A 20,103-nucleotide genomic window follows, 5' to 3' on the forward strand; every position below is an offset into this window, starting at 1 on the left:
GAGCCGGACGCGGGCACGCCCGATCCGGCCGCGACGGCCTCGCCGTCGCGCCCGTCCAGGGGGCGCGGGTCAGCGGTTTCCACCGCCGCCGAACTCACGCTCCAGGGAGGCGCGCTGGTTCGCGCCGAGGCCCCGCACACGGCGGGACTCGGCGATGCCCAGGCGCTCCATGATCTGCTTCGCACGGACCTTGCCCACACCGGGCAGCGATTCGAGGAGGGCCGACACCTTCATCTTCCCGATGACGTCGTCGGCCTGCCCCTCTTTGAGGACCTCGGCGAGCGAGGTCCCCCCGTGCTTGAGCCGGTTCTTGACCTCGGCCCGCTCCTTGCGGGCCTTGGCAGCCTTCTCCAGGGCTGCGGCGCGCTGTTCGGGGGTCAGGGGCGGAAGAGCCACGCCGGGTCACCTCAGGTTTCCACTCGACGGAGTCGGACGGGACGGGAAACTAGCGAGTTCACGCCCCATAAGGCAACGTGAAGCCCCGTTTAGCCCGCCACAAAATCACGAAAATCACTCCTTGAAGTGTCCCGAATACAGAGTGTACCCAACTCGGGCCGGTCGGTCGGCCATCCCCCCGCCATCCTGGGACTTTCGCATGATCGTGAAAAATCGCCCATCCGGGACGTGAATGTGTGACCGATCACCCGCGCCGGAACCGGCTCCGACGCGTCATTGGATCGTTCCATATCGCGTCCGGGAAACCCCCGCCGGGGTCCGCGGCGGACCCTCGGCGGGCCTCGGAAAGCCCCTCTCGCGATCACCCCGGGGACCCCGCGCGCCACTCGCGGACGACTCCGGAACACCCGTTTAAAAGCGACAAAAAGAACAATTGACACGCGCAGAAAAGCGCGCGGTCCGTCCGGTGAACCCCGCGCGCGGCACGCTAATCGCGGAGCGAACGCGCGATCTCCGCCGCCGCCGCGGCCGGGTCGGGCGCGCCGGTGATCGGGCGGCCGATCACGAGCACGTCGGCCCCGGCGGCGAGCGCGCCGCGCGGCGTGGCGACCCGCGTCTGGTCCTGCGCGGCCGCGCCCTCGGGCCGGACGCCCGGCGTGATCAACACCACGTCCGGGCCGACCTCCGCGCGGACGGCCGCGGCCTCGCGCGGCGAGCACACCAGCGCCCGCGCGCCCGCCCCGACCGCGAGGACGGCCAGCCGCCGCACGGCGTCCGACGCGGGACCGGCCAGGCCGATCACGTCGAGGTCGGCGTCCCCGAACGAGGTGAGGACCGTCACGGCCGCCACGCGGGCGTCCGGGGCCGCCTCGACGGCCGCGCGGACCATCGCCGGGCCGCCCGAGGCGTGGACGGTCAGGTATGCGGGCCGCAGCCCCGCCACCGACCGCGCCGCCCCCGCGACCGTCGCCGGGATGTCGTGCAGCTTGAGGTCCAGGAACAGCTCGACCGGCGCGGGCCCGGCGGCCTCCCGCACGGCCGCCACGACGTCCGGCCCGTACCGCAGGTACAGCTCCAGCCCCACCTTGAGCGTGGTGACGTGCGGGGCGGTGAGCGACGCCCAGCGCGCCGCGGTGTCCAGGTCGGGGGCGTCCAGCGCGACGGCGATCGGGGCGGGGGTCATGGGGCGGTCTCCTTCAACTCGGCGGGCTCGGGGGCTGGGGCGGGCTCAACCCCCGCCAGCGGCGGCAGGTGCCCGGCGGGTCGGTGGGCGAGCCCCACCGCGTCGGCGATCCGGCCGAGGCGGCGGGCGGCCAGGGCCTCGTCCAGCTCGCGCAGGATGCGCGGGACGGCCCCCGGGTCGTGGAACAGGGCGGTGCCGACCGCGACGGCCGACGCGCCCGCGAGCAGGAACTCCAGCGCCTCCAGCCCGGAGGTGACGCCGCCGACGCCGACGATCGGCAGGCCCGGCAGCGCCGCGTGGACCTCGTAGACGCAGCGGAGCGCCACCGGGCGGATCGCGGGCCCCGACAGGCCGCCCGACACGCCGGTGAGGGCGGGCCGCAGCGTCGTGGTGTCGATCGCGGCGCCCTGGACGGTCCCGATGAGGGTGAGGCCGTCCGCGCCCGCGTCCGCGCACGCCAGCGCGACCCCGGCGAGGTCGGTGACGTCCGGCGCGAGCTTGGCCAGCACCGGCGTGCCGGGCGCGGCCCCGGCGCGGGCGGCCCGCACGACGGCCGCGGCGGCGGCCGGGTGCCGGGCGAACATGCGGCCCCGGTCGGCGACGTTGGGGCAGGTGGCGTTGACCTCGATCGCGGCGACGCCGGGCGCGCCGCGCAGCCGCGCGGCCAGCTCGCCGAACTCGGCGGCGCTGTCGCCCGCGATGGACACGATGACGGGGACGCCCTGCTCGGCGAGCCACGGCAGGTCCCGCTCCAGGAAGCCCTCGACGCCCGGTCCGGGCAGGCCGACGGCGGTGAGCAGGCCGCTCGGGGTCTCCGCGACGCGCGGCGTGGGCCGGCCGGCGCGGGGCCGCAGCGTCACCGACGCGGTCGTGAACGCGCCGAGCCGCGACAGCTCGACGAACGGGGCGAGCTCGCGGCCCGTCCCGCCGCAGCCCGCGGCGGTGAGGACGGGCGCGGCGAGGTCGAGGGGGCCGAGCCGGGTGCGGAGCCGGTCGCTCGCGGGGGCGGGGGCCTTGCCCTTGCCCGGGGCAGGGGCGGTGTCCTGGTTCGCCGGTCCGTTGCTCACTGCCGTGCGCCTCCGTCGGGAAGGCCGAGGGCGCGGGGCGCGCCGAGGGCGTCGAACGGGATCGTGCCGAGGTCGCCCCAGCGGACGCGGTCGCCGCGCAGGACGGGCCCCTCCGCGCAGGCCCGCGCCATCCGGGTGACGCCGTCCTCGCCGTGGACGGGCAGCACGCAGGTCATGCAGGTGCCGACGCCGCACGCGCCGGTCGTGCCGAGGAACTCCTGCACCGACACCTGGGACGGCAGCCCGAACTCGGCGGCGGTGCGGCTGACGGTCCGCAGCAGCGGCGTCGGCCCGCACGCGTACACGACGTCCGCGCCGGTCTCGGCGATGACGCGGGGCAGGACCTCGCGGACGGTGCCGCGCTCCCCCGTCGAGCCGTCCTCGGTGGTGACGACGGCGCTGTCGCCGACGCGCTGCGCCATTCGGGAGCCGAACACGTGCCGCCCGGTCGCGCCGCCGAGCACGAAGTGGATCTGGCAGCCGCGCCGCCGCAGCGTGTCCGCGAGCGCGAACAGCGCCGCGCCGCCGGGGCCGCCGCCGACGAGCAGGCAGTGGACGGGGTCGCGCGGCAGCCGGAAGGGCCGCCCGAGCGGCCCGACGAGGTCGATGCGGTCCCGGGAGCTGCGGTCGGCGAGCCACGCCGTGCCCGGCTCGGTGTTCGCGAAGACGATCTCGACGGTGCCGCCGTAGTCGGGCTTCACCTCGTACACGCCGAACATGCGGCGGACGAGCCGCGCCGAGTACGCGCCGCCCGCCGCGACGGCGACGAACTGGCCGGGCCGGAACCGCTCCGCGACCGCCGGGGCCACCAGCGTCATCGCGTGGTAGTCCTGCACCCGGCGGACCGTCAGGACCGTCGCCGACGTCTGCACCGGCGTGTCGGACACCCGGGTCTCCCTCTCGTCGTGGTCACACCGTCGTCGCACCGCGCCGCCGGGACCGGCCGCCCCCGCCCGGCGGGCGGGGGCGGCCGGGCGTCAGTCCCGGTCGAGCGCGCCGCGCAGCCGCGCGGCGTGCTCCTGGAGGGAGCGCACGCCCACGTGGCCGCCCGCGACGGCCTCGATGCCCTGCACGGCGGCCGCGAGGCCCTGCACCGTGGTGACGCACGGTACGCCGCGCAGCACCGCCGCGGTGCGGATCTCGTAGCCGTCCAGGCGCGGCCCGGACTGGCCGGGGCTGCCGAACGGAGTATTGACGATGAGGTCCACCTCGCCGTCCAGGACGCGCCGCACGATGGTGGGCTCGCCGTCCGGACCGGGTCCGGCGCCGTGCTTGCGAACGATCTTGGCACGCACGCCGTTGCGGTGCAGGACCTCCGCGGTCCCCTCCGTGGCAAGAATCTCAAAGCCGAGGTCAGCGAGGCGCTTGACCGGGAAGATCATGTGCCGTTTGTCGCGGTTGGCCACGGACACGAAGACCCGGCCCTTGGTCGGCAGCGACCCGTAGGCGGCCTGCTGGGACTTGGCGTAGGCGGTGCCGAACACCTCGTCGATGCCCATGACCTCGCCGGTGGAGCGCATCTCCGGGCCGAGGACGGTGTCGACGAACTCGCCGCCGCGCGTGCGGAAGCGGTCGAAGGGCAGCACGGCCTCCTTCACGGCGATCGGCGCGTCCAGCGGCAGCTCGCCGCCGTCGCCGGTCGCGGGCAGCAGGCCCTCGGCGCGCAGCTCGGCGACCGTCGCGCCCATCATGACGCGGGCGGCGGCCTTGGCGAGCGGCACGGCCGTCGCCTTGGACACGAACGGCACCGTGCGGGACGCGCGCGGGTTGGCCTCCAGCACGTACAGGACGCCCGCGGAGAGGGCGTACTGGACGTTCATGAGGCCGCGCACGCCGATGCCCGCCGCGAGCGCCTCGGTGGCCTCGCGGATGCGGCGCAGGTCGTCGTGGCCGAGGGTGATCGGCGGGAGCGCGCACGCCGAGTCGCCGGAGTGGATGCCGGCCTCCTCGATGTGCTCCATGACGCCGCCGAGGTACAGCTCGTCGCCGTCGTAGAGGGCGTCCACGTCGATCTCGATGGCCTCGTCCAGGAACCGGTCGACCAGGACGGGGTGGTCGGGGCTGGCCTCGGTCGCCTTGGCCATGTAGGAGCGCAGCGTGTCGTCGTCGTAGACGATCTCCATGCCGCGCCCACCGAGGACGTACGACGGCCGGACGAGCACCGGGTAGCCGATCTCGGCGGCGATGTCGCGGGCGTCCTCGAAGGACGTCGCGGTGCCGTGCTTGGGCGCGAGCAGCCCGGCGCGCTGCAGGACGCGCCCGAACGCGCCCCGGTCCTCGGCGAGGTGGATGCTCTCCGGGGAGGTGCCGACGACGGGCACGCCCGCGTCCTTGAGCCGCTGCGCGAGGCCGAGCGGCGTCTGCCCGCCGAGCTGGACGATGACGCCCGCGACGGTGCCGGACTCCTGCTCGGCGTGGACGACCTCCAGGACGTCCTCCAGCGTCAGCGGCTCGAAGTACAGCCGGTCGGAGGTGTCGTAGTCGGTGGAGACCGTCTCGGGGTTGCAGTTGACCATGACGGTCTCGTAGCCCGCCTCGGCCAGCGTGAACGACGCGTGGACGCAGGAGTAGTCGAACTCCACGCCCTGCCCGATCCGGTTCGGCCCGGACCCGAGGATGATCACCTTGGGCTTCCGCCCGGGCGGGACCTCGGTCTCCTCGTCGTAGGACGAGTACAGGTACGGGGTCCGCGCCGCGAACTCCGCCGCGCAGGTGTCCACCGTCAGGTACACCGGCCGGACGCCGAGGGCGTGCCGCAGCTCGCGGACGACCTCCTCCGACAGGCCGCGGATCTCGCCGATCTGCGCGTCGGAGAACCCGTGCCGCTTGGCGTGCAGCAGCGCGTCGCGCGTCAGGGCGTCGCTGGCGGTGCGGACGCGCTCGGCGATGGCGTTCAGGCCCGCGATCTGGTCGAGGAACCAAGGGTCGATGGAGGTGGCGGCGTACGCCTCCTCGATCGTCGCGCCCGCCCACATCGCCCGCTGGACGTCGCGCAGCCGCCCGTCGTGCGGCCTGGCCGCCGACTCCAGGAGCGCCACCGGGTCGCCGGGGTCGCCCGCCCAGGAGAACGCCGACCCCTTCTGCTCCAGCGACCGCAGCGCCTTCTGCAGCGCCTCGGCGAAGTTGCGGCCGATCGCCATCGCCTCACCGACGGACTTCATGTGGGTGGTGAGGCCCGCGTCCGCGCCGGGGAACTTCTCGAACGCGAACCGGGGCACCTTGACCACGACGTAGTCGAGCGTCGGCTCGAACGACGCGGGGGTCTCGGCGGTGATGTCGTTGGGGATCTCGTCGAGCGTGTAGCCGATCGCGAGCTTCGCGGCGATCTTGGCGATCGGGAAGCCGGTCGCCTTGGACGCCAGCGCCGACGACCGCGACACGCGCGGGTTCATCTCGATGACGATCATCCGGCCGGTGCCGGGGTGGACGGCGAACTGGATGTTGCAGCCGCCGGTGTCGACGCCGACCTCGCGGATGACCGCGATGGCGACGTCCCGCATGTTCTGGTACTCGCGGTCGGTCAGCGTCAGCGCGGGCGCGACCGTGATCGAGTCGCCGGTGTGGACGCCCATCGGGTCCAGGTTCTCGATGGAGCACACGATGACCACGTTGTCGGCGCGGTCGCGCATGACCTCCAGCTCGTACTCCTTCCAGCCGAGGATCGACTCCTCCAGGAGCACCTCGCTGGTGGGGCTGGCGGCCAGGCCGGACCCGGCGATGCGGCGCAGGTCCTTCTCGTCGTGGGCGAAGCCCGAGCCCGCGCCGCCCATCGTGAACGACGGGCGGACGACCATCGGGTAGCCCAGCTCGGCGGCGGCGGCCAGGCACTCGTCCATCGTGTGGCAGATCAGCGAGCGCGCCGACTCGGCGTTCAGGCCCTGCTCGGCGGCGACCTTGGCGACGACGCCCTTGAAGCGCTCGCGGTTCTCGCCCGCCTGGATCGCCTCGACGTCCGCGCCGATCAGCTCGACGCCGTACCGCTCCAGCGCGCCGCTCTCGTACAGCGCGATGGCGGTGTTCAGCGCGGTCTGGCCGCCGAGGGTCGGCAGCAGCGCGTCCGGGCGCTCCTTGGCGATGATCTTCTCGACGACGTCGGGCGTGATCGGCTCGACGTACGTCGCGTCCGCCAGCTCGGGGTCGGTCATGATCGTCGCCGGGTTGCTGTTGACCAGGATGACCCGCAGGCCCTCCGCCTTCAGCACCCGGCACGCCTGGCTGCCGGAGTAGTCGAACTCGGCCGCCTGGCCGATCACGATCGGGCCGGAGCCGATCACCAGGACGCTGGAGAGGTCCGTGCGGCGCGGCATCTACTCCGCCCCCTTCATCAGCTCGCAGAAGCGGTCGAACAGGCCGGTGGCGTCGTGCGGTCCCGCCGCCGCCTCCGGGTGGTACTGGACGCTGAACGCGGGGCGGTCCAGCAGGCGCAGGCCCTCCACGCAGCCGTCGTTGAGGTTGACGTGGCTGACCTCGGCGCGGCCGTAGGGGGTGTCGAACGGCCCGTCCACCGGGGCGTCCACGGCGAACCCGTGGTTGTGCGCGGACACGTCGACCTTGCCGGTGCGGCGGTCCTGGACGGGCTGGTTGACGCCCCGGTGCCCGAACCGCAGCTTGTAGGTGCCGAGCCCGAGGGCGCGGCCGAAGATCTGGTTGCCGAAGCAGATCCCGAAGAACGGGACGCCCGCGTCCAGCACGCCGCGCAGCGCGGCGACCGCGTCGTCGGCGGCGGCCGGGTCGCCGGGGCCGTTGGAGAAGAACACCCCGTCGGGGTTCAGCGCGAGGATCTCCTCGGCGGTGGCGGCGGCGGGCAGGACGTGGACCTCGCAGCCCCGCTCGGCCATCCGGTGCGGCGTCATCGACTTGATGCCGAGGTCCACCGCGGCGACCGTGTGACGCTTCCCGCCGATCGCGGGGACGACGTAGGGCTCGCGGGTCGCGACCTCCTTCGCCAGGTCCGCGCCCGCCATGCCGGGGCTGGCCAGGACGCGCTCGACCAGGTCGCCCTCGGGCGCGGTCGCGGCGTCCCCGCTGAAGATCCCGGCGCGCATCGCGCCCCGGTCCCGCAGGTGGCGGGTCAGCGCGCGGGTGCCGGGGATCGCGATCCCGACGACGCCCTGCTCGCGCAGCGCCGAGCCCAGCGACCCGGTGGCGCGCCAGTTCGAGGCGATCCGGGCGGGCTCGCGGACGACGTACCCGGCGACCTGGATGCGGGAGGACTCCGGGTCCTCCTCGTTGACGCCGGTGTTGCCGATGTGGGGGGCGGTCATCGCGACGATCTGCCGCGCGTACGACGGGTCGGTCAGCGTCTCCTGGTAGCCGGTCATGCCGGTGTTGAAGACGATCTCGCCGACCGTCTCGCCGACCGCGCCGTAGGGCGTGCCGCGGAAGACGCGGCCGTCCTCCAGGACCAATACGGCCGTTTCGGGGATGGGGTTCACTGGAGCTTCCCTTCCAGGACGGTGGGGCGTCCCCGCAGGAACGTGGCGACGACCCGGCCGGGCAGCGTCAGCCCCGCGTAGGGCGTGTTGCGGCTCTTGGACGCCATCGCCGCCGGGTCCACCGGGCGGCGCGGGGACGGGTCGAAGAGCACGAGGTTGGCGGGCGACCCCGCAGCGAGCGGGCGGCCCTGGCCGGCGAGGCGGCCGATCCGGGCGGGGGCGGCGGACATGCGGTCCGCGACGCCGGCCCAGTCGAGCAGGCCGGTCTCGATCATGGCCTCCTGCACGACCGACAGCGCCGTCTCGAGGCCGATCATGCCCATCGCGGCCTCGGCCCACTCGGTCTCCTTCGCCTCGACCGGGTGCGGGGCGTGGTCGGTGGCGACGCAGTCGACGGTGCCGTCCGCGAGGGCGTGCCGCAGCGCGGCGACGTCGTCGGCGGTGCGCAGCGGCGGGTTCACCTTGAAGATCGGGTCGTACCCGGCGGCGCGGCGGTCGTCCAGGAACAGGTGGTGCGGGGTGACCTCCGCGGTGACCTGGCAGCCCCGGCTCTTGGCCCACCGGATGATCTCGACGGACCCGGCGGTGGAGACGTGGCAGACGTGCAGCCGCGACCCGACGTGCTCGGCCAGCAGCACGTCCCGCGCGATGATCGCCTCCTCGGCCACGGCGGGCCAGCCGCGCAGCCCGAGCGCCGCCGACATCTCGCCCTCGTTGAGCTGCGCGCCCTCGGTGAGGCGCGGCTCCTGGGCGTGCTGGGCGACGACGCCGTCGAACGCCTTCACGTACTCCAGCGCGCGCCGCATGATGACGGCGTCGGACACGCAGTGCCCGTCGTCGGAGAACACCCGGACGCGGGCGGCGGAGTCGGCCATCGCGCCGAGCTCGGCGAGCTGCTCGCCGCGGATGCCCTCGGTGACCGCGCCGACCGGGTGGACGTCGCAGTACCCGGCCTCGCGGCCGAGCCGCCACACCTGCTCCACCACGCCCGCGGTGTCCGCGACCGGGTCGGTGTTGGCCATCGCGTGGACGGCCGTGTACCCGCCGAGCGCGGCGGCGCGGGTGCCGGTCTCGACCGTCTCGGCGTCCTCGCGGCCCGGCTCGCGCAGATGCGTGTGCAGGTCGACGAGGCCCGGCAGCGCGACGAGCCCGGCGGCGTCGACCCGCTCCGCGCCCTCGGCGGCCAGGTTCCGCCCCACGGCCGCGATGACGCCGTCCTCCAGCAGGAGGTCGGCGGGCTCGCCGCCCAGCACGCGGGCGCCGGTGATCAGGTACGCGGTCACGGGGAGACCTCCTTGCCGATGGCGGGCTCGGAGCCTCCGAGCAGCAGGTAGAGCACGGCCATCCGGGCGCTGACGCCGTTGGCGACCTGCTCGACGATCGTGGACCGGACGGAGTCGGCCACCTCGGCGGCGATCTCCACGCCCCGGTTCATCGGCCCGGGGTGCATGACGATCGCGTGCTCGGGCAGCCGCGCGAACCGCTCGGCGTCCAGGCCGTAGCGGCGGCTGTACTCGCGGACGGTCGGGAAGTACGCGGCGTTCATGCGCTCCTGCTGGACGCGCAGCATCATCACCGCGTCGCTCTTGGGCAGGACCGCGTCGAGGTCGTAGGAGATCTCGCACGGCCACGTCCCCACCGCGACGGGGAACAGCGTGGGCGGCGCGACCAGCGTCACCTCCGCGCCGAGCGTGGCCAGCAGCAGCACGTTCGAGCGGGCGACGCGGCTGTGCAGGACGTCCCCGACGATCGTGACGCGGCGGCCCGCCAGCTCGCCCAGGCGGCGGCGCATCGTGAACGCGTCCAGCAGCGCCTGCGTCGGGTGCTCGTGCGTGCCGTCGCCCGCGTTGACGACGCTGCCGCGCACCCAACTCGACAGCCGGTGCGGCGCGCCCGACGCGCCGTGCCGGATCACGACGCCGTCCGCGCCCATCGCCTCCAGCGTCAGCGCGGTGTCCTTCAGCGACTCGCCCTTGGAGACGCTGGAGCCCTTGGCGGAGAAGTTGATGACGTCCGCCGACAGCCGCTTGGCGGCCGCCTCGAACGAGATGCGGGTGCGGGTGGAGTCCTCGTAGAAGAGGTTCACCACCGTCCGGCCGCGCAGCGTCGGGAGCTTCTTCACCGATCGGCTCGCGACCTGCGCCATCTCCTCGGCGGTGTCCAGGACCAGCAGGGCGTCGTCGCGGGACAGGTCGGCGGCGGAGATCAGGTGGCGGTTCATCGGGCCTCCTCCCCGAGCAGGACCTCGTCGCGGCCGTCGTTCTCGGCGAGCAGCACGCGGACGGTCTCGCGCATGGACGTCGGCAGGTTCTTGCCCACGTAGTCGGCGCGGATCGGCAGCTCGCGGTGGCCCCGGTCCACCAGGACGGCGAGCTGCACCGCGCGCGGGCGGCCGAGGTCGCCCAGGGCGTCCAGCGCGGCGCGGACGGTGCGGCCGGAGAAGAGCACGTCGTCCACCAGGACGACGACGCGGTCGTCCACGCCCTCCGGCGGCGGCTCGGTGCGGCCGAGCGCGCGGGCGGGCTTCATCCGCAGGTCGTCGCGGTACATGGTGACGTCGATCGAGCCCCACGGGAACGGGCGGCCCTCGACCTCCTGGAGCGCGGCGGCGAGCCGCGCGGCGAGCGTCACGCCGCGCGTCTGGACGCCGAGCAGGACGACGTCGGCGCCGCCCTTGGTGCGTTCGAGGATCTCGTGCGCGATGCGGGTCATCGCGCGGCGGATGTCGGGACCCTCCAGCACGGCCTTGGGCCGCGGGTCCGGGTCGACCGTCCGCTCCGCCGCGCCGCCCGGGTCCGGGTCGCGGAAGGCAGCATTCACCGCCGAACCTCCTTTCCCGCCTCACGGGACGGGTCTTAAAGGACGCTTGTCCCGTTCACCGTAGCAGCCGGCCGGAGGTGGGCCGTAACCGCCCATCCCACCGTCTTGCCTGGTGAGAGGGGTCACACCGGGGTATACAGGTGTCATGCGGGCGCTCGCCGGGCAGGGCCGGACGGTCGCGGGGGCGGGCCGGCGCCCCTACCGCACCGACCCGGAGAGACCTACGGATTCGACCGCTTTTTTCCAATCGGCTTGACCTTCGGCCGTCCCCGTTTTACCGTCACTGTCCGTAACCATCCCGGGAGGCAGACTCTTGCGGACCGCTCCGGCCCCCTGAACCTGCCTCCGCGAACGACGATCGAAAGTGAGCCTGGGGGGCCGCACCATGCCGTCTGAATACGCAAAGGCTCTCGGCGCGCGCCTGCGCGCGATCCGCACCCAGCAGGGCCTGTCCCTGCACGGAGTGGAGGAGAAGTCCCGAGGCCGCTGGAAGGCCGTCGTCGTGGGTTCCTACGAGCGGGGCGACCGCGCCGTCACCGTTCAGAAGCTGGCCGAGCTCGCCGATTTCTACGGCGTGCCGGTCTCCGAGCTGCTGCCCGGCGGTCACGCGCCGAGCCCGCTCGGGCCGACGCCCAAGCTCGTGATCGACCTTGAGCGCCTGCAGCAGCTTCCGAAGGACAAGGCCGGTCCGCTCGCCCGTTACGCCCAGACGATCCAGAGCCAGCGGGGCGACTACAACGGGAAGGTCCTGTCGATCCGGCAGGAGGATCTGCGTTCCCTCGCCGTCATCTACGACAAGTCCCCGACCGAGCTGACCGAGGAGCTGATCGGCTGGGGCGTTCTGGACCCGGAGGCGCGCCGCGCCGTCGAGTCCTTCTGACAGATCTGACAGAACCGGCTCACCGCGTGCCGGGGCCGCCGCGAATCTGCGGCGCCCCGGCATGCCGCGTTTTCGGGGCGGTCTTCGCTGCCGGGTTTCCCTTCCTTTATGCGGTCGGGGTTCGGGAATGGCCTGCGGGGCGGCGGTGCGGATCTTGAGCGGGTGGCCTGAACGGCGGTTCGGGGCGGCGGGATGGAGCGATCCCGGACCGTCCGGGCTGGCGTTTCCGCTGGTAGGAGCGGATTTTGGTGCGCGCCGGCGGTAGGACTGGCCCTATATTCGCTAAATTGCCCCGACTTGTGGGTGTCGTGGCCCGCCGGATCATGGAAGAAGGCGCGCGGGACATTGCACGCGGCGGGCCGAGCGGCGATGGTGGAGGCATGGACACGTTCTCCGCTCCGCGCATGGAACCGGCCGCCGACTCCGATCCGGCCGAGTGGCTCGTCAACGGACTCGCGCACGCGGAGCACACGGTCCGCTCGCTGCTTCCGGCTGGATATGCGGCTTATGCCCGCATTCTTCATCCGGCGGAGTCGCCCGACGGGGAACCCGTCCGCTGGGCCGACGTCGCCCGCTGGTCCGCCCGCGTCCTGCACCCGCTCGCGCGCTTCGACGCGCTCGCCCACCCCGTCCCGGCCACCGAGACCGGGCCGCCGCCGTTCGACGACCCGCCGTGGCCCGGCAGCCTCACCGCCGACGACCTCGGGGCGCTGCTCCCCGTCCTCGCCGCGCACACCGACACCGCGGGCGACTGCTGGTTCTGCGTCTGGGACGGCTGGGGCTGGCTCGCGTCGCCCGAGACGCAGACGACGCTGCGCGCCGGCCGCGGCACCCGCGCCGACGACGCCGCCACCGTCACCCCGCCCGGCGTCCGCCTCCCCCCGAACGCGCCCCGCGTCCACCTCCCCGCGCGCGGCTACCTGCTGTTCCACGGCCCGCTCCGCGCCGCCGCCGACCTCGGCGACCGCGGCGAGGACTACTTCTTCCCGCAGTCCCCGAACCTCTTCTGGCCCGACGACCGCGCCTGGTGCGTCGCCACCGACGTCGACCTGACCTCCACCTACGTGGCGGGCTCCCGCGAACTCGTCGGCGCCATCCTCGCCACCGACACCCTCGAAGCCCTCCCCGCCCGCCCGGACGACCCGGCGGGAGAACACGGCGACCCGGTGAATTGAGTCATTGTGGGGGGGGTGTCACTTGTGGGGGGACGTGTCACTTGTGGGGGGACGACCCCCCACACCCCCCGCGGCGCGAAGCGCCGCATCCTCGCTCCGCTGGCGCTCCGCTGCGGTGCGACCCTTCGCGCTGCGCCCGCCCGGCCACTCGCTAGCGCTCGCGGCCGTGCGCGCGCGGGCAACCCCCTCCGGTTGCTGTGAACACTCGTGCGGGCAAAGACCCCCGCGTCGGCCGCTCGCCTGGGCGAGCGGCCGACGCGGGGGTCGGCGTTGTCTGCGGGTTTCTCGTCAGCTCTTCTTGCAGGCGTTGATGCGGACGCTGGCGCTCCAGGCGGTGCCGCTGGCCGTGGGCGGGCGGTAGCCGGGCGGGAAGGCGACCGTGGCGAGGGCCTGGGCGCGGTACGTCTGCTTCTTGACGCAGCGGCGGGCCGCGTTCTGGCTGACGCGGTTCTTCCCCGTCGCGGTCTTCCAGCCGCTCTCCTTGTACTTCTGGCCGTTCTTGTAGAGGACGACCTTGAGGCGGATCGAGGCGACCTTCTTCGAGCACTTCACGTCGGCGGTGACGTTGACGCGGTGCTTGTCAGCCGCGTGGGCGTGGTGGGAGTAGTGCGGGTTGTGCGCCGTGATCTTGCAGGTGATCACGTCGCGGACGGAGACCTTCGACTTGCCGACGCCGGGCCGGGCGGTGACGACGGGGCCGGGCCCGGCGGACGGCGCGGCGGCGGCGACGCCGGGGAGCAGCGCGACCGCCAGCCCTGCGACGGCGGCGGCCGAGGTGACCTTGTTGATCGCACGCATGTGAGCGTTCCCCCTGGTTCCTCAGGACACGTACGCGGCGAATCTACTCGCGCACACTCCGTCACCGACACGGAACGGCCACAACCGGTCACATTGCGTCAACAGCGTCCGAGACGCCCGGACCGCGCGGGTGGACGGCGACCGGCCGCCGGGGGGTGCGACCGGTCGCCGGGCTCGCGGGTCAGCCGAGCGTCGCCTGGCCGGGGATGCCGAGGCCGTCCTCGACGAGCGAGACGAAGACGTCGGCGTCCTGGAGCAGCTCGTCGGCCTCCCGCTGCGTGACCGCGCGCGGCAGGCCCGCCTCGGCCGCGGCGCGCTTGTCGGCCCCGGCGGCGAAGAACGCCGCCCACTCCCGCAGCGCGGGGTCGGCCTCCGGGAGCAGCACCCACACGCTGCGCGGCCGCCCGCGCCGGTGCGTCTCCACGGGCTCGCTCGCCGCGAGCACGGCTGCGGCGGCCCGCAGCGCCGCCAGGTGCGCGCACACGTAGCGCACGGCGGGCGAGGTCGCCTCGGCGGCCTCGGCGAGGCTCGTCCGCGCGGCGCGCACCTGACCGACGGCCGTGTGCGCCGGCCGGGGCGCCGGGAGCGGCCGGGGCCGGGGCGCGGCGGCGCGCCGCACGGGCGCGCGCCCGCCGCGCCCCGCCGGCGGCGCGGCCAGGGGGTCGGTGGCGGGCGGCGCGGTCGTCGGGATCGGGGTGGCCGGGGTCGCACGCGTGGTTCCGGACATGCTGCCTCCTTCCGGGGTCGGGCCGGGCCGGCCGGGCGGAGAGCTTCCCCTCTCTCCGCCCGGCCGGCCGGTCCCGCCGCCGTCGCGCACGGCGGGCGGAACCGCCCTGGCGCGGTCCGCGAGTCCCGCACCGCATCGAACAAAGGTTCGATGCGAAACCCAGTAAACCGCCCTGACGCCCGTTCGTCAATATGTTCGAACACCACCTCCGCGTCCCCGCCCCACCAACCCCACGACCAGCGACAACACCCACCCCACCCACCACTCGAACACCCCACCGTGCCGAAGACCACACCCCCGGCGTTCGAACACCCGCCCCGAACGCGCTCGAACGCCGGAAGAGCCGTCAGGACTTGCGCGACGGCCGGTAGACCGGCGTCCCCCGCGCGACGCCGAGCCCCAGCAGCACCCGTCCCACCAGCGGAACTCGGTGCTCGACCGCGCGGACCACCACGTAGTACGCGCCGCCCAGCACGGCGGTGAGCACTTCGCTCACCGCGCCCTCCGGCAGGTCGAAGCCGAGCCGGGCCGCCTGCGCGAGCAGCGCGCCGACGACGATCGGCACGAGAGTCCGGATAACACTGTCCACCATGAGAAACCTCCCAAAAGAAGAAGCCGCCGCCGCACCCGAAGAGGGCACGGCGGCGGCAGGGATGCGGCGGCGCTAGGCGCGCCGCCGCAGGGCGATCTGGACGCCCAGGCCGTTGTTCGAATCGGGACCGATGACGGCGCTCCGCTGCCCGGTCGGGCCCGGCACGGGCTGGGAAAAATCGCAGACCAGCGCCGAGGGGACCGCGGACGTGCCCGCGCCGGCCTGGAAGATCCGGCGGACCGTCCCCACCGGGTCGGTGGCGGCCGGGGTTCCGCTGTTCTTCACCGCGTAGAGGCACGCCACCAGCGCGTCCGGCTCCGTCGTGGTCAGCGACGGGGCGTCGGTGACCGACGTCGTGGTGGTGCGCGCGGCGGCCGGCCCGACGACGACGTCCGCGGCGGCGTTGGCGTAGGCCACGATGGCGGCCGTCGCGCCCACCGGGACGCTCAGCGTCCAGGACAGCGCGGCGTCGCCCGCCGCGTAGACCTTGCCGTACACCGTCGCGGTCGTGTCGCCGCCGAACTGCTGTGTCGGGACGAGCTGCGCCCAGTCCGGCTGCGCCGTCATCGTCTCGCCGCTCGTGGACGAGTAGACCATCAGCGCGATCAGGTAGTCGCCCGGCTCGATCCCGACGGGCAGCGGGCAGACCAGGCTCGCCGACCGCACGGCCGCCCCGCCCGACGCCCGGTAGGTGACCGGGTTCCCGCCGGTGGGCGCCGACGTGTCGAACCAGACGTCTCCCACGGCGGAACCCTCCGGCTCGACCGGGCCCGCCGTGAGCCGCCCGACGCCGGTCAGCCGCGACTCCAAGACCGCGATCCGGTCCTCCAGGTCACCGGCCGTCTCGCCGAGGTCGGTCGTCGTGATCAGGCAGCGCTGCCCGTCCCCGGTCGGCGACGCGCTCGCCCACATCGCCCGGACCCCGTCCGGTCCCGTCCCGAACGCCGGGATCGCCCCAGTCGCCGACGACGACACCACCCCGTCCGGGATCGGCGTGCCGGTCCGGTCCAGCAGGTCGGTGTACTGCGCCCCGCCGGACTCCGCCGACCAGAACGTCACCGGCACGTTCCCGGCGAGCGTCAGTTCGCCGGAGTCACCGCGGCTCACCACGTAGTCGGCGATCCCGCCGCCGAACCTGTACCGCGTCATGCGCATCAGCCTCCGTTCGCTTTCTTCACAGCAGTCGCTCCGGCGCGGACGGACCTCGCGACGGGAGCGGCGGGCGCGCCGCCGGACCGGCGGCGCGCCCGTCTCAGGAGCCCGCGACGCCGGCGGCGACCGACGCCACCGCGGACAGCAGACCGAGCACGACCGACAGCGGCAGTGCGTACCGCCACCGCTCGCTCGCGCGCAGCCGCTGCTCGTGGTCGGCGAGCTGGGCGCGGATCTGCTCGAACGTGGTGAGCATCCCGTCCACCTTCCCGCCGAGCGCGACGAGCTTGTCGTAGATGTCCCGCGCCGTGATGACGACGCCGGGCGGCTCAGTCATGGGCATCCGGTTCGGGGACGTCCTCCTCGGGCGTCCGAATGATGATCAGCGGCATCGGTTCCTCCCCTCTCCTTCGCGGCGGCTCACGTCCAGCCGTCGCCCTGCCAGACGCGCGCGTCCACGACCGCCTTCTCCGGGCCGACCCGCAGGACGGGCTCGGTCCAGCCGTCGTCGGTGCGGACGTGCGTCGTCGTGTCGGGCCGCGGGCGGTACGCCGTCGCGTCGAACGTCTTGCCGAGCTGCCCGACCACCTGGCCGGTGTGGTCGTGACCGGTGAACGCGACGGTGATCGCGTCGCCCGCGTCGGTGACCTCGACCCGGCCGAACTGCCCGGTCCCGGCCGGCGCGACGACCGGCCCGACCTTCCACGTCCCCGAGCCGCTGGACGTCTGGTCCAGCGGCGCGGCGACGAGCTCCATCGCGCCGATCGGCGAGTTGGTCCCGTCGTCGGCCGCGACGGCGTGCATGTCGGCGCTGAGGATGACCATCTTCGGGCCGATCCCGTTCGCGCCGACGAACGCGTTGATCTCCGCGAACTCCGTCCGGTAGTCGCCCCAGCGGTCGCCGCCGACGGCGCTCGGCCGGTGCGGGAACGACTCGCAGACGAACAGCACCGGTTCCGCCGAGGAGCGCAGCAGGTCGAAGTACCACCGCTTCTGCTCAGCGCCGAGGAGCGTCTTGTTCGCGCCGTCGGGGTCCTTCGGGTCCGACCGGAAGCTGCGGGTGTCGAGCATGATGAACCTGCAGCGGCCCACGACCCAGGTGGTGTACAGGCCCGACGCGGGCAGCGGGTAGAACGTGCCGTGGTTGCGGAGCGACTGCTGGACCGCGCTCGCGCCGACGGAACCCGCCCAGCCGAACGGTCCGGTGAAGTCGTGGTTGTCCCACGTGTGGACGGTCGAGACCTCCCGGATGAGCCTGCTGTACCGGGGCATCCCCAGGGCTGTCTCGAAGACCGCGTCGTAGTCGGCCCGGTTCGCGGAGTTCACGTCGGCGTAATGCAGGTCCCCGAGGAAGAGGAACTGCAGCGGGTCCATCGCCCGGATCTGGTCGTAGACGACGTGGTCGGACAGCCGCACGCGGTCGCCGCCGAAGCAGAACGCGAAGTCGGCCTGCGCGCCCGAGACCGGGAGCGTCCGGAACGCCCCCGGCTCTGGGAGCGCCGCGCCGTCCGCCTCCACGGTCCAGCGGTACCGCGTCGCCGGGGCGAGGCCGGTGATCTCGTGCTTGGTGACGCCCCGCGCGTCGGGCGTCTGGATGGACGAGGACGCCGTGGGCGTCGTCTCGTCGGCGGGCGACACCAGGACCCGGACGCGCGACGCCTCGGTCGTGCGCACCGTGAACCGGACCGCGGACTCCGTCGTGCCGCCGACCCAGCCATAGGACAGCGCCGGCATCAGCCCACCCTCCGCTTCAGCCCGATCTGGACGCCCATGCCGTTGTTCGACGTCGGCGTGACGGTCGCGGTCTTCACGCCCGTCGGCCCGACGACGGGCTGGGCGAGGTCGCAGACCAGCACCGCGGGCACCTCGCTCGTGCCGAGGCCCACCTGGAGCAGGCGCCGCGTCGTCCCGGCCGGGTCGACCGACGCCGCCGGTCCCGGCGTCTTCACCAGGTAGGCGCAGGCCACCACCATGTCCGGCGCGGTCGTGCTGATCGACGGGGCGTCGGTGACCGCGGTGCTGTTCGACCGGACCGCGTAGGCGCCCATCTGCACGGCCGGGTCGGCGTTGGCGTACGCGACGATCCCGGCCACGGCGCTGGTGGTCCCCGCGAACGTCCAGGACGGCGCCGTGTCCCCCGCCTGGTAGACCTTCCCGAAGATCGCGGCCTTGGTGTCGCCGCCGAACTCCTGGACGCCCTGCAGCACCGTCCAGCCGTCCGGCGCCTCGCTCAGGGACTCCCCCGCGTTCGTGGAGAAGACCAGGAGCGCGATCATGTAGTCCCCCGGCGCGAGCTGGTCCGGGAGCATGCACGTCAGCGTCGGGGCCTTCGCCGTGGCCCCGGACGCCGAGCGGAACGCCACGGGGCTGCCCTCGGTCGGCGCGGACGTGTCGAACCAGACGTCCCCGATGCCCGGCTCGTCGGGTGCGACGGGGCCCGCCGTGAGCCGTCCGACGCCCGACAGCCGGGTCTCCAGCGCCGCCAGCCGCGTCCGCAGGTCGCCGACCTCGTCGCCGAGGTCGGTCGCGGTGACGAGCCGGCGCGCGCCCGCGCCGGTCGGCGACGCGCTGGCCCACATCGCGCGGACGTCCTCCGGGCCCATCCCGAACGCGGGGATGGCCCCGGCGGCGTCCGACGTCACGACCCCGCCGGGGATGGCGGTGCCGGTCCCGTCCACGAGGTCGGTGATCTGCTCCCCGTCGGACTCCGCCGTCCAGAACGTGACCGGCGCGTTCCCGGCGAGGGTCAGCTCGCCCGCGTCGCCCCGCTGCACGACGTAGTCGGCGATGCCGCCGCCGAAAGAATGCCGTGCCATTCACACCACTTCCTGACTGCACAACTCGTTCATCAGCGCCTCCCGGACGCGCGAAAGCCCCGGCGCGCAGCGCTCGGGGCCGTGGTCGGAGGGGTCGGACGCGGTCAGGCGCCGATCCACGTGTTCGACAGGTAGACGTAGTTGCCGATCGGGACGTCGGCCGCGACGTGGTTCAGCAGCACCTCGCCGGTGGACGGGTCGATGTTGAGCCGCCCGGGGACGACGTAGCCGCCCTTGCTCCCGCTGTCGCACACCACGGCGGGCGAATGCCGGTACACCGGGCGGAACTTCGCGTTCGGCAGGACGGTGAGCAGCGTCCCGTCCGCGTCGGTCCTGCCGTACGCCTTGTTGATCCGGCGCAGCGCGCCCTCCATGTAGACGATGCCGTTGAGCCGCCGGACGCGCGGCTGCCACGTCGACTCCCACACCGACGGCCACGACACCGGAAGGTTCACCCACCCGCTGTCCTCCGCGACGATCCGCCACTGCGGCGACGCGGTGGTTCCGACGTTTCCGACCCACCGCTGGGTGTCGTGCTCGTAGATGAGCTGGCCGGTCGCGGGCCGGTCGGGGCGGTTGGTCGAGAAGCTGGGCGCGACGCCCGCGCCGACGAACTCGCGGGCGTCCGCGATGTCGCCCGCGCCGAGCGACGTCACGCCCGCCCGGACGTTGACGACCGCCAGCGGCAGCTCCCAGACGCCCCCGGCCGTGCGGGTCGGCGCCGGGGTCGGCTGGTTCGGCGTCCCGGCGACGACCGCGACGGTCACCCGGTCGTTGGCCGGGTCCGCGCGCAGCACCACCAGGTCGTTGCGCGCCTGGGACGCGCCGGGCGCGATCGTGGTGATCGTCTCGCCGCCGTCCGTCGACTCGTACCAGTAGCCGCCGACGTGCGCGTAGCCGGGCGACATCTTCACCGTCATGCCGCCCGCGGGCGCGATCTTGCAGGCCGTGTCGCCCGGGTTGCCGCGCACGCCGTCGAGCTGGAAACCCTGGAACAGTCGGGCCAGCTCGATCTCCGTCGCGATCGGCTGGCCCTCGAAAACACCGGACTTCTCGGTCATC

Annotated in this window: 19 protein-coding genes; 2 read left to right on the forward strand and 17 right to left on the reverse strand. The window is 73.8% G+C overall.

Features of this window, described 5'->3' with window-relative positions:
* Positions 1-69 precede the first annotated feature (69 nt).
* The 9 genes from mihF to pyrR all read right to left on the reverse strand — a co-directional run bounded on the left by mihF (position 70) and on the right by pyrR (position 10,793).
* Positions 70-396 carry an integration host factor, actinobacterial type gene (gene mihF, locus G339_RS0109265; RefSeq protein ID WP_019630791.1) on the reverse strand — a complete coding sequence of 109 codons (327 nt, stop codon included), beginning with the start codon at positions 394-396 and terminating at the stop codon, positions 70-72.
* Between the two features lie 487 nt (positions 397-883).
* Positions 884-1,579: an orotidine-5'-phosphate decarboxylase gene (pyrF, locus tag G339_RS0109270; protein ID WP_019630792.1), complete on the reverse strand. Its 696-nt coding sequence runs from the start codon at positions 1,577-1,579 to the stop codon at positions 884-886.
* The gene (locus G339_RS0109275) at positions 1,576-2,646 is read right to left on the reverse strand and encodes a dihydroorotate dehydrogenase (RefSeq protein WP_019630793.1); all 1,071 of its coding nucleotides are present in this window, start codon (positions 2,644-2,646) and stop codon (positions 1,576-1,578) included. Before G339_RS0109275 ends, pyrF begins: the two co-directional genes overlap by 4 nt.
* The gene (locus G339_RS0109280) at positions 2,643-3,533 is read right to left on the reverse strand and encodes a dihydroorotate dehydrogenase electron transfer subunit (protein WP_019630794.1); all 891 of its coding nucleotides are present in this window, start codon (positions 3,531-3,533) and stop codon (positions 2,643-2,645) included. The genes G339_RS0109275 and G339_RS0109280 overlap by 4 nt, the downstream gene beginning before the upstream one ends.
* Positions 3,534-3,623: 90 nt before the next feature.
* Positions 3,624-6,953, reverse strand: coding sequence for a carbamoyl-phosphate synthase large subunit (gene carB / locus G339_RS0109285; RefSeq protein ID WP_019630795.1), 3,330 nt, complete (start codon positions 6,951-6,953; stop codon positions 3,624-3,626).
* A complete protein-coding gene (gene carA, locus G339_RS0109290) occupies positions 6,954-8,081 on the reverse strand; it encodes a glutamine-hydrolyzing carbamoyl-phosphate synthase small subunit (protein ID WP_019630796.1) in 1,128 nt (375 codons plus the stop codon).
* Entirely contained in the window at positions 8,078-9,364 is a 1,287-nt protein-coding gene (locus G339_RS0109295) for a dihydroorotase (RefSeq protein ID WP_019630797.1), read from the reverse strand. The genes carA and G339_RS0109295 overlap by 4 nt, the downstream gene beginning before the upstream one ends.
* Positions 9,361-10,302 (reverse strand): aspartate carbamoyltransferase catalytic subunit, encoded by a 942-nt coding sequence (locus tag G339_RS0109300; protein WP_019630798.1) that lies wholly within the window; start codon positions 10,300-10,302, stop codon positions 9,361-9,363. Before G339_RS0109300 ends, G339_RS0109295 begins: the two co-directional genes overlap by 4 nt.
* On the reverse strand, positions 10,299-10,793 hold the full coding sequence (gene pyrR, locus G339_RS0109305; protein WP_240489782.1) for a bifunctional pyr operon transcriptional regulator/uracil phosphoribosyltransferase PyrR: 495 nt from the start codon (positions 10,791-10,793) through the stop codon (positions 10,299-10,301). The genes G339_RS0109300 and pyrR overlap by 4 nt, the downstream gene beginning before the upstream one ends.
* 493 nt (positions 10,794-11,286) lie before the next feature.
* Here pyrR and bldD point away from each other — a divergent pair, with 493 nt between their 5' ends.
* Together bldD and G339_RS33095 are read left to right on the forward strand one after the other, a co-directional pair.
* Complete coding sequence (gene bldD, locus G339_RS0109310) at positions 11,287-11,781, forward strand: transcriptional regulator BldD (protein WP_019630800.1); 495 nt, start codon at positions 11,287-11,289, stop codon at positions 11,779-11,781.
* 380 nt (positions 11,782-12,161) lie between these two features.
* The gene (locus G339_RS33095) at positions 12,162-12,956 is read left to right on the forward strand and encodes a hypothetical protein (RefSeq protein WP_019630801.1); all 795 of its coding nucleotides are present in this window, start codon (positions 12,162-12,164) and stop codon (positions 12,954-12,956) included.
* Between the two features lie 288 nt (positions 12,957-13,244).
* On the opposite strand, the gene G339_RS0109320 is transcribed toward G339_RS33095, so the two are convergent.
* The 8 genes from G339_RS0109320 to G339_RS0109360 all read right to left on the reverse strand — a co-directional run bounded on the left by G339_RS0109320 (position 13,245) and on the right by G339_RS0109360 (position 20,102).
* Positions 13,245-13,754 (reverse strand): hypothetical protein, encoded by a 510-nt coding sequence (locus G339_RS0109320; RefSeq protein ID WP_019630802.1) that lies wholly within the window; start codon positions 13,752-13,754, stop codon positions 13,245-13,247.
* Between the two features lie 181 nt (positions 13,755-13,935).
* Positions 13,936-14,481: an SAV_6107 family HEPN domain-containing protein gene (locus tag G339_RS0109325; protein ID WP_019630803.1), complete on the reverse strand. Its 546-nt coding sequence runs from the start codon at positions 14,479-14,481 to the stop codon at positions 13,936-13,938.
* A 346-nt stretch (positions 14,482-14,827) separates the two neighbouring features.
* Positions 14,828-15,073, reverse strand: coding sequence for a hypothetical protein (locus tag G339_RS0109330; protein WP_033322619.1), 246 nt, complete (start codon positions 15,071-15,073; stop codon positions 14,828-14,830).
* A 72-nt stretch (positions 15,074-15,145) separates the two neighbouring features.
* Positions 15,146-16,222: a hypothetical protein gene (locus G339_RS0109335; protein ID WP_157407438.1), complete on the reverse strand. Its 1,077-nt coding sequence runs from the start codon at positions 16,220-16,222 to the stop codon at positions 15,146-15,148.
* Between the two features lie 103 nt (positions 16,223-16,325).
* Positions 16,326-16,562: a hypothetical protein gene (locus tag G339_RS0109340; protein ID WP_019630806.1), complete on the reverse strand. Its 237-nt coding sequence runs from the start codon at positions 16,560-16,562 to the stop codon at positions 16,326-16,328.
* 83 nt (positions 16,563-16,645) lie between these two features.
* Entirely contained in the window at positions 16,646-17,959 is a 1,314-nt protein-coding gene (locus tag G339_RS33100) for an alkaline phosphatase D family protein (protein WP_019630807.1), read from the reverse strand.
* Positions 17,959-19,041, reverse strand: a complete 1,083-nt coding sequence (locus G339_RS0109350) for a hypothetical protein (RefSeq protein ID WP_019630808.1) — start codon at positions 19,039-19,041, stop codon at positions 17,959-17,961. Before G339_RS0109350 ends, G339_RS33100 begins: the two co-directional genes overlap by 1 nt.
* A gap of 104 nt (positions 19,042-19,145) precedes the next feature.
* A complete protein-coding gene (locus G339_RS0109360) occupies positions 19,146-20,102 on the reverse strand; it encodes a hypothetical protein (RefSeq protein ID WP_019630810.1) in 957 nt (318 codons plus the stop codon).
* Between the last annotated feature and the right edge of the window lies 1 nt (position 20,103).

This window comes from Actinomadura atramentaria DSM 43919 (assembly GCF_000381885.1).
In the GTDB taxonomy this organism is placed as follows: Bacteria; Actinomycetota; Actinomycetes; order Streptosporangiales; family Streptosporangiaceae; genus Spirillospora; species Spirillospora atramentaria.

Coding starts and splice junctions, on each gene's coding strand:
- bldD (WP_019630800.1), top strand. CDS start 11,287: ATGCCGTCTGAATACGCAAAGGCTCTCGGCGCGCGCCTGCGCGCGATC.
- G339_RS33100 (WP_019630807.1), bottom strand. CDS start 17,959: ATGCCGGCGCTGTCCTATGGCTGGGTCGGCGGCACGACGGAGTCCGCG.
- G339_RS0109325 (WP_019630803.1), bottom strand. CDS start 14,481: ATGTCCGGAACCACGCGTGCGACCCCGGCCACCCCGATCCCGACGACC.
- pyrF (WP_019630792.1), bottom strand. CDS start 1,579: ATGACCCCCGCCCCGATCGCCGTCGCGCTGGACGCCCCCGACCTGGAC.
- G339_RS0109335 (WP_157407438.1), bottom strand. CDS start 16,222: ATGACGCGGTACAGGTTCGGCGGCGGGATCGCCGACTACGTGGTGAGC.
- carB (WP_019630795.1), bottom strand. CDS start 6,953: ATGCCGCGCCGCACGGACCTCTCCAGCGTCCTGGTGATCGGCTCCGGC.
- G339_RS33095 (WP_019630801.1), top strand. CDS start 12,162: ATGGACACGTTCTCCGCTCCGCGCATGGAACCGGCCGCCGACTCCGAT.
- pyrR (WP_240489782.1), bottom strand. CDS start 10,793: ATGACCCGCATCGCGCACGAGATCCTCGAACGCACCAAGGGCGGCGCC.
- G339_RS0109320 (WP_019630802.1), bottom strand. CDS start 13,754: ATGCGTGCGATCAACAAGGTCACCTCGGCCGCCGCCGTCGCAGGGCTG.
- G339_RS0109300 (WP_019630798.1), bottom strand. CDS start 10,302: ATGAACCGCCACCTGATCTCCGCCGCCGACCTGTCCCGCGACGACGCC.
- G339_RS0109360 (WP_019630810.1), bottom strand. CDS start 20,102: ATGACCGAGAAGTCCGGTGTTTTCGAGGGCCAGCCGATCGCGACGGAG.
- G339_RS0109350 (WP_019630808.1), bottom strand. CDS start 19,041: ATGGCACGGCATTCTTTCGGCGGCGGCATCGCCGACTACGTCGTGCAG.
- G339_RS0109330 (WP_033322619.1), bottom strand. CDS start 15,073: ATGGTGGACAGTGTTATCCGGACTCTCGTGCCGATCGTCGTCGGCGCG.
- G339_RS0109340 (WP_019630806.1), bottom strand. CDS start 16,562: ATGACTGAGCCGCCCGGCGTCGTCATCACGGCGCGGGACATCTACGAC.